Raw genomic sequence first — 9755 nt, forward strand, 5'->3', positions numbered from 1 at the left:
CTGCTCCTATTTTACATTTCAACTCTTCTGCTTCATACAAGCCTTTTCCTATATCTTCTATACTTAAACTTCTCATTATTCTTTTATTAGTAGTTTTTACTTTTTTTAAATTTAATGTATATATAATATTCTCACCAAATCTATTTTTCTCTTTTATTATTTTTTCTTTTTTAAATTTCTTTAATAGCTCTTTAGAAAGTATGCAAGATATTCTATCTGTATTTATATTTCCATTTAAAATTAAATTATATTGTCTAAATACATGTCCATCAAGCTTTAACATAGTATCAGTATCTATAACCTCTCCTTTAACCTTTACTAAAAGCCCTACATTAAGCTTTTTACTTCCTATTGTAATATCAGTTACCTCACCAAATCCAGTTAAAGGTCTTATAAACTTATATCTATCCTCTTTTCTTTTTGTAAGCTTTCCTATTCTTTTATATCTGTAACTATAGTCCCATAAAAGCATTGATTCTTCATCTTTTATTATTTCCTCTAAAATCTCTAATACACATATATTTTCTTCCTCTAAATTTATATCGCTCTTTCCTTTTTTAAACCTTTTTTCTTTATTTACAGCTAAATCTTTAATTATATTTATAGCTTGTCCAAGCTCTGTGAAAGAAAGACAATTTTGTAAGGCTGAAAATCCATAAACATCCTTTAATTCTGCCATACAAACCTCTGCACTTTGCACATCTTCATTTAATAAATGGGTTAAGGTTAATCTATATAAAAAATCTTCTACTATTTCTTTTTTTCTTTTTTCAATTCTTTTATTATTATAAATTTTATTTTCTATCTTAAGCTCTTCGTTAAATGTACATATTAAAACTTCATCTTCACATACACTTATTTTAGTTTTTCCTTCTTTACAAAGCTGTCCATTATTTACAATAAAATATTCTTTATTTTTTATATCTAAAGTTAAATTATTTTTTTCATTTATATTCTTTGAAATCTCTATAATATTTTTATAAAAATCTTTTATTTCTTCTATATGATTTACTTCACCATTTCCAATAGTTCTAACTATTTTCTTTAAAAATTCTCTATCATAATATTTTCCAAAGCCAATGGCATTAAAATAAATATCCTTTTCTTTGCATATGTTAATTACCTTTAATATCTTTTCTTTTTCTTCTTCAATAGACCATTTATCAAGAGATATACATCCATCTGTAAATAAGACTATATTATGTTTACTGCAAACATCTTCAAGCCTTCTTACCATCTCTATTGCCTTTTCTAAAGGCTCTGATAATACTGTACTTGTTTTTATATAGAATTCCTTATCTATCTTTTCAAAAACTTCACCCATCTCATAAGATTTTTTTTCACACTTTATCCCCTTAATAATTATCTTTGACTCTAAATGTCCTGAATAAACTATAATTGATACATAATTATTTCTTCCCTTTTTTAATCCCTCAAGAGTTAATTTAACCTTTTCACGAAGTTCATCAATCTTTTCTCTCATACTATAAGAAAGGTCTATAAGTAATATATGATGATTTATATTTTTTTCTTTTTTCTTCTTTAGTTTTATAGAATAAAATTTACATTCAGCCTTATGTTCATATCCAAGCTTTAGCTCTTCATTTCCTATAAAATACACTCTTAAATCCTTTAGATTCATCTTCTCACCTTAATAAATTAATATCATAATAATATATTAATTATCTATATGTTATAGACTGCTTTTTCTCTTATAAACACTACTCTTTCTCTCTTTTAAAGCCTTCTTTAGACATAATAACTCTATTGTTATCTATTCTTCTATTTTTTCGTATAAAAAAAGCCTCTTACTTAAAAGAGACTTTTCTTCTTAACTATTAATCGCTTGATTAAATGCCTGATTTAATGCATCTATCTGTTGATTCATTTGTTTTTGAGCATCTTGTATATATTTTTGCTCATTTTTCATTTGATTTTTTATAGCTTGATTAAATTCTGCATTTTCTTTTACTTGAGTATTAACTAACTTTTCTATAACATTTATTTGGTCAGCAGTTAATTTTGAATCCTTTGAAACTACCCACTTACCATTCTCTTCAGTTAACTTTGCATCTTTTATTACCTGCTGTTTTTGATTTTCTCCTGCAATTGTATAAGTTGCATTTACAACTTTAGTATTTCCATCATTTTTCACACTATAATTTAAATTATTAAAGTTTATTCCATCAACCTTAATTCCACTATTTTGCTCTGCTTGTTGTATCGCCTTAATTCTTTGTAAGTTCTGTATTTGAACTTCTTTTTTATGTAACTCTACTCCACAAAAGATTAATACTAAGACTAAAATTCCTATTACTACTCCAAATATTATAGATAATTTCTTCATATGTTATCACTCCTTTTACCTATATTTTAGATTCTAAAAAAGGCAATTTTGTGTCAATTTTCTTTTGAAAAAATTAAGTTTTTAGTTATAAGTACATCTTCATATACTTTTAAACTTTAAAAGATATACTTATACTATAGCACTTGGAAATAATTAAGAATTTAAAATTTTAAATTAGAAAAGGTAGCATTTTCTACCTTTATTTTTATAAACTAAAAACTCTATTTTTTCTGTTCTTAACTTTCATTTGACTACTCTATTACACGTCAAAAAGATGAATTAGTTTTCTCTACTAATTCATCTCTCTTATTTATTTTGAAACTCGCCTAAGCGAGTTTCTTCCTCAATTTTTAATTCTTAATTCTTAACTTCTAATTCCTATAAAACTCTTCTCGCATTAGTGTATGGATATAAGTTCATTACTGTTACATAAGCTCCTGTATGAGGTGCAACTAGTATTTGTCCTCCTCCAATATATACTGCAACGTGGTATGCTGGATCTCCCCAGAATACTAAGTCTCCTGGTTGTAAATCTCCTTTTGCAACTGGTGTTCCTACACTTTGTTGTCCAGCTGCTGTTCTTGGAAGGTCTACTCCACCATGTGCAAAGATGTATTGCATTAATCCTGAACAGTCAAATCCTGTTGCTGGATTTTCATCACCATAAACATATGGAACACCAATAAATTGCTCACCGTATGAAATTATTGATTCAGCTGTTGCACTTCCTCCTGCATTCACATGTGGTGCACTAGGTTGTACACTTGAACTGCTTCCACCATTATTTGATGAATTGCTTGTACTATTTCCACTATTGCTCGCTGCACTACTTTGTTGTGTAGCTCCACTATTAGTTGATTTACTTGTACTCGCTTTTGCATCTGCTTGTAATGCTTCTTGTACTTTTTGTTTTTGTGCTGCAATTTCTTGTGCTGAGTATGCTTGTACTTTAAGATTTGCTGCATTTAAAATACCTTGTTCTTTTTGTTTTGCATCTTGTTGACTAGCTAAATTGCTTGATACTTGACTCTTAGATTCATTTAAAGTATTTATATTATTTTGTAAGCTAGCTTCTTGATTCTTTAAAATATTTTCTTGCTCTTTTATATTATCTAAAGTCTTTTGATTTGCTTGATTTATGCTATGAACATCTTCAAGATTCGTTACTATCTGTGAAAAACTATTTCCTGTAAATATAGCATTTAAGTAAGCTAATAAACCATTGCTTGTATATCCTGCTTTATAAAGACCTGCAATTTCATTGTCCATTTTTTGCTTTTCTGTATTTAACTTAGCCTGTGTTTGTGCTATTTTACCTTGATATGATTTTATATTAGCATTTGCTGATGCTATTTGCCCATCAAGTTGTTTTGCCTTTATCATAGAATTTTGAATTTGGTTATCTAACTTTTCTAACTGTACTTGTGCCTCGTTAGCTTTTTGTTGTTCTGCTTGTTTATTTTGACTTATTGTATCACCAAATGCACTCATATTTGTGAACATTGGTGTTGTAATCATTGTTACTGCAAATATCATCGCTACTAATAATTTCTTTTTCATACTTTAAAACCGCCCCTAACTTTTTCTTTCGTTTATCTAAATTTCATTTAAGAAATCAATTTCATCTTTTTCAAAAAATATATTTCTACAAATACTAACTTTTTATACCTGTAAAACATATAATCATATAATACACCTTATTTCTCCATTTTTCATACTTTTTTTCAATTTTTAAAGCTTTGTTCAATATTTACTAACATTTTTCACTTTAAATTTCTTAATTAAATATTACGAAGTTTTTTCTTTTATATTTTACTCATTTTCTAAGATATTTAAAAATATATTTGAAATTTCTGGATCAAACTGTGTTCCTGTGCAGTTTTTAATTTCTTCAATTGCAAACTCTCTTGAATTTGCTTTTTTATAATGTCTTTCATTTACAATAACATCAAAGGTATCTACTAAAGATATTATTCTACATTCTAATGGAATTTCATTCCCCTTTAACCCTAATGGATATCCCTTTCCATCATATCTCTCATGATGCTTTAGTATGAAATCACTTATTCCTTTTAAGGCTTTAGAATTCCTAGAAATTCTATATCCTATTTCTGAGTGTTTTTTAACTTTTTCAAATTCTTCTTTTGTAAGTTTATCTGGTTTAAATAATATTTCATTTTCTATAGCGATTTTACCTATATCATGGAACTTACATAAAAGGCTTAATTTTTCTTTTCTTTTTCTATCTAAAAGAAGCTTGTCTCCTATTTGTAATGCATACTTTTCCATTCTCTTTCCATGCTTTAGCATTCCATAATCTTTTGTTTCTAATGCCCTTGTAAATCCACTTATAATTTCATTTGCTACACTTTTGTTATTTATAACCTTTTCTCTATACATATTTAAATCTGCTTCTTTTATAAGCTCTTCTATACTTCTCTCATTGCTGTATGCCATTCCTATAGAAACACTCATAAAGTTTTCTTTTTCATCTTTGTTTATCTTTTTTATATTTCCCTTTACTCTCTCTACAATCTTAGTTAATCTTTCTTTCGTAACATTTTTATTTATAATAATAAATTCATCTCCACCAATTCGATACTTTAAATCTTCTCGTCTCGTATTTTCTCTTAAAATCTTGGCAAATCTTCTTATTACTCTATCGCCATAATCATGACCTAAAGAATCATTTATAAATTTCAGTCCATCTATATCACAAATAATAACGCCAAGTCCTATAACTTCTTTTTTTGATATTCTTCCAACATCCTTTATATACTTATTTCTATTATATAAATTAGTTAGCTTGTCTGTATAACTAAGAACTTCTAACTCTTTTTCTTTATTTTTAATTTCAGTTATGTCAAATAAAGTTACTATATACTGTTCTGAATTTATAATTTTCTTTGATGTTACTATTCCATACTTTATACCATTTTTAGTTTGAATTTTATAAACCTTATTTTCTTTACTTTCTATGTCCATTTCTGGCTCTAGATAGTTATCTATAAATATTCCCCTAATACAATCTTTTTCATCTAATTCTATAAAATTTCTTAATTCTTCATTATAAACTATTATATTTCCCTTTTCTCCTATAATAGCTGTTGGATTTACTGTTGTTTCTAAGATAGTGTTATATATACTTTTTATCTTATTCGAATTGCACCCCTTATAGTTACTCTCCATAAGCTTTGATATTACACTCACAAAATTCATAAGACTTTCCATATTTTTTTCTGCTTCAATTGAATATGCATAAATATCATCAATTCCTACAAATCCATATAGTTGTCCAAATATTTTAAATGGAATTGCTATTACTGATTTTATACCTTGAGCTTTTAATGCAGACCTTTCATTTTCAGCTTCCTTTGGCATTTCATCTATATTGGAAATAAAGATTGTTTCATCATTTAGTAGCTTTCCCATCCACCATGGCATATCGGTACAAGGAATTCTCTTCAGATTTTCTATCTGTGATTCTACATTTAGATTGCACCACTCATATGTATTACTTATAACATTTCCAAATAAATCAATATCAAAAATATATGCTCTTGCAGCTCTCATATATTCTCCAATAAGCTCTAACGTTTTATTTACTAAATAATCTATTCCTTTTCCCTTTTCAAAATCATCTAATATTTCTTCTAGCTTTCTTTCATATCTTATGACTCTTCCTAATTCTTTATTTACTTCATTTCCAATACATGTAGCTATTTCAATCTTTACATCTCTTCCATCAATCCATGTAATTATCTTTTCTTTTACCTTAAAATATTTATTTAATCTTTCATTATAATATTCTGATATATAAAAATCATCTGAATGTTTTTCAATTATACTTGTTTTACAAAAGTGACATTGCTTTTTATGATTTTGAAAAACTTCATAACATTTTTTCCCCACTATATCTTTTTCTTTAAATATATTCTTCACACTCTCATTTACATAGAGTACTTCATTTGTTTTTATGTCAATAATATATACTAAAATTTCTTTTTCATTTAAAAATATATCAAGAATTTCTAAATTATTCTCTCTCATTTAATCTCTCCATTCTCTAATCATATTCCCCATTTTACCATTTTTCTACATAATAATCTATATTTTTACTTTATTCTCCTATATCTCCATTAAATTCTCCTTTAAATGTAAAGTAAATAAGTATCCCTGATATCATAAATACAACTCCAAAGAAATAAAATAAATTTTCATAACCTCTTAATGTACTAAATAAAGTTTTAGCTCCTATAAATCCAACTACTATAGATATAACTGCATTTATTCCTGTTATAATAGCTAAGAATATTGGTCTCATTTCTTTTTTAACAATTAATAATTGAATAGAATCTTGAATTGGATGTACTGCATGTGTAAATCCATATCTTAAAAATATTGATATTCCCATAACTAAACCTGTATAAGGTAAAAAGAAATTTCCAAGCCCCATTACTATCATTACAGGTCCTGATAAAAATATTAAAATCCCAAAGAATTTTATATTCCCCATTTTTCTCATCATCCAAGGCGTTAAAATTAAAAATACTAACATTCCTAAACCTTGCATTGCAAGTATTGTTGATGTTTCCCCTCTGCTTATATGTAACATTCTATTAAAATAAATTTCTAAGTTTGGTGTAATAAAGTTAGACTCTATTCCCATTAAAACTGCATATATAATCCAAACTATAGTATACTTATTGAAAATTTTAATTTTAGTTTTTTCTTTAATCTTCCCAAGTTCTTCTATAATTCCTTCCTCTCTAACATAATCTTCTCTTTTCTCTTTCATTAAACTCAATAAAATAATTACACCTACTATTAATATTACTGCAATCCATAGTACAAATTTAAATCCATCTATATAATTTAATAAAACTTCTCCTTTAAAACTTCCTACATGTGCTGTCATTTCATTTGCCTTACTATAATTAATTCCCATACTCTTTGCAAAATGTAAAACTGCAATTTTCCCATCAAACATTTTTACAACTATTCCTACTAAAACATTTAATATTATGGCTCTTGTAAAAACAAAAATTCTATTCTCCTTATTTGTATAAGCCATAAAAACTAAAGCCATCATAATATCAAATGCTTTATCTCCTAAATGGAGTATTATAGATGAAAATGAAATTGCATAATAATTTTTAGAATAGATAGCTAAAATAAACGCTATCCCCATTAGAACAGTTATTATCATAAACATATTTCTATGTCCAACCTTCTTTATAAACAATAATGCCAGCACTAAAAATATCATTGAAAACCCAATAAGCATAGAAAGTTCATTCGATGCTTTATCATTAGATAGCTTCAAATAACTTCTAAAAGCATCACCCACAATTCCTTTAACTCCTCCCATAACTGCAAAAACTATTGTAAATAATACAATATTCAATTTATATCTTTTATTATCATATAGAACTTTAAACATCCTTCTCCTCTTTTCTTTATATAAAATTTAACTTTATTTTTATTTTTATTTGATATTAAATCTCATTTAGATTATCATAATTGATATTTGTTTTCAATAGACTTTGTATTTCATTGGTTAATAATTATCGCTTTATTAATACTTCAGACCTATTATTCTTCCAAAATTCATTTTTACCCCACCACGATAAAATTTATCGCCAGATGAATATTGAGCCCCCTCCAAAGAATTGCTTGCAATTCCTCCTAATTCTAACCTCTTACCTATTAACTCTTAACTAAAAATTCCTCCCACGATAAAATTTATCGCCAGATAAATTTTGAGTCCAAAAAAGAGAGAGTTGCCTGCAACTCCCCCTAATTCTTAATTTTCCATTATTCACAATCCTTAGTTCCACTTATTAAAAATCCTATACTTGAAAAAAGCACATTTTTTAATAAGATTATAGATGGATTATTTACATCTACTCCAAAAACTTCTGTTAATCCTAATAACAAGGTTATACTTACAGCTAATATTCCTATACAATAATTTTTAAACATTACTGTAGTATCAGTACATAATACTTTTCTTGATGTTTGTTCTAAAAGACATCCAACTATTGATGAAAAAACCGTTCTTATAGTTACTAAATTTCCACTTGCATCTAAATTTGGATCAAAAACAGAAATTGCAATCATGATAAAACAAAGGGCTCCAACTATCGCCAAAAATTTAGCTGTAGTGTAAACTCTTGAAAATACTTTTGAAATATTTCTTTGTATATTGGTCATTAAATTCCTTATTTTCTCAATCATGATAGCTTCACTTCACTTTTATTTTATTTTGTATCATATATGTTATGTACTTCTTTCTATTTTTGTGCAAAAAAATAGCCAAGTATAAAAATACTTGACTAATCATTTTAATATTTATATTCAAAGTTTTCTGTTACATTAAAGAAGTCTGAATAATCTATTTCGAATAAAGGCTTTTTAACCTTTGATACATCAATTTGTTCTTTTATAAGCTGTGTTAATACTCCTGCATATGAAAGATCTCCTTGAATTAATGCTCCATAAATTTTTCCATCTTTATGAATTATTTTTCTATATCCATTTTCATCTTTTTCTTCTTCTACTTCATATTCATCTTTGTTTTCATCATTTAAGTTAACTGTACCTAAAGATAATGTATTTATTCCTACAAATGTCATTGTATTTTTACTTCCAAAGAAATCTGTCATTTCTTTTTTAATTCCAAGCATATTAGATGCTGCAATTATTCCTTCTTTTACAGCTGTTGGCCATATTGGGTTTCTTCCTGTTACATCTCCTGCTCCAAATACATCTTCCACATTTGTTCTTCCAGCGTGGTCTATTATAAGTCCAAATCTATCACACTCTACATTGCTTTCTTCTAAGAATGCTACATTTGATCTTACTCCTGTTGCTACTACAACTAATTCACAAGGAACCTCTTCTCCTGTATTTAATGTTAAGCTTACAGGATTATTATTTTCATCAACATTAAGCTTTTGTGCCGCCACTCCAAGCTTTAAGTTAACTCCTTCTTCTGAGAACTTTTCTTCATATTTACTAGCTGCATATTTATCTAATTGAAGAGGAAGAACTCTATCCCCCATTTCAACTAATGAAAGGTCTAAATCATAATGCATAAGTCCTGAAACTGCATCTATTCCTACAAGTCCTGCTCCAAGCACTACTGCACTTTTAACATTTTTTCCTCTATTAACTATTTCAACTGCATCTTCTAAGTTTCTAAGTCCTACTACATGGTTTGCAGTTCTTAAGTTTTCTACTGGTGGTATAAATGATGAAGCTCCGCTTGCTATTAATACTTTATCATAGCTTAAAGTTTCTCCATTACTTAAGCTTAAAGTTTTTTCTTTATCATTAAGCTTTAATACTTCTACACCTTTAATCCAGTTTATATCATACTTTTCCATGAAATCATCTTCTGAAA

General features: G+C 27.1%; 7 protein-coding genes. All 7 read right to left on the bottom strand.

What is annotated here, in order from left to right:
- Nucleotides 1-1642: VWA domain-containing protein (locus ACRC28_RS05915; protein ID WP_438542525.1), on the bottom strand; the 1642-nt coding region annotated here is incomplete at its 3' end.
- A 189-nt stretch (nucleotides 1643-1831) separates the two neighbouring features.
- Nucleotides 1832-2347: a hypothetical protein gene (locus ACRC28_RS05920; protein WP_438542526.1), complete on the bottom strand. Its 516-nt coding sequence runs from the start codon at nucleotides 2345-2347 to the stop codon at nucleotides 1832-1834.
- A gap of 378 nt (nucleotides 2348-2725) precedes the next feature.
- Nucleotides 2726-3907, bottom strand: coding sequence for an NlpC/P60 family protein (locus ACRC28_RS05925; protein WP_438542527.1), 1182 nt, complete (start codon nucleotides 3905-3907; stop codon nucleotides 2726-2728).
- Nucleotides 3908-4159: 252 nt separating this feature from the next.
- Nucleotides 4160-6397: a diguanylate cyclase gene (locus ACRC28_RS05930; protein WP_438542528.1), complete on the bottom strand. Its 2238-nt coding sequence runs from the start codon at nucleotides 6395-6397 to the stop codon at nucleotides 4160-4162.
- Between the two features lie 70 nt (nucleotides 6398-6467).
- Nucleotides 6468-7790, bottom strand: a complete 1323-nt coding sequence (locus ACRC28_RS05935) for an MFS transporter (protein WP_438542529.1) — start codon at nucleotides 7788-7790, stop codon at nucleotides 6468-6470.
- A gap of 374 nt (nucleotides 7791-8164) precedes the next feature.
- The gene (locus ACRC28_RS05940; RefSeq protein WP_438542530.1) at nucleotides 8165-8587 is read right to left on the bottom strand and encodes a hypothetical protein; all 423 of its coding nucleotides are present in this window, start codon (nucleotides 8585-8587) and stop codon (nucleotides 8165-8167) included.
- Between the two features lie 107 nt (nucleotides 8588-8694).
- Nucleotides 8695-9755, bottom strand: a 1061-nt coding sequence (locus ACRC28_RS05945; RefSeq protein WP_438542531.1) for an NAD(P)/FAD-dependent oxidoreductase, incomplete at its 5' end; no start/stop codon positions are given.

Source organism: Clostridium sp. (genome assembly GCF_051650885.1).
Lineage (GTDB): Bacteria > Bacillota > Clostridia > Clostridiales > Clostridiaceae > Clostridium.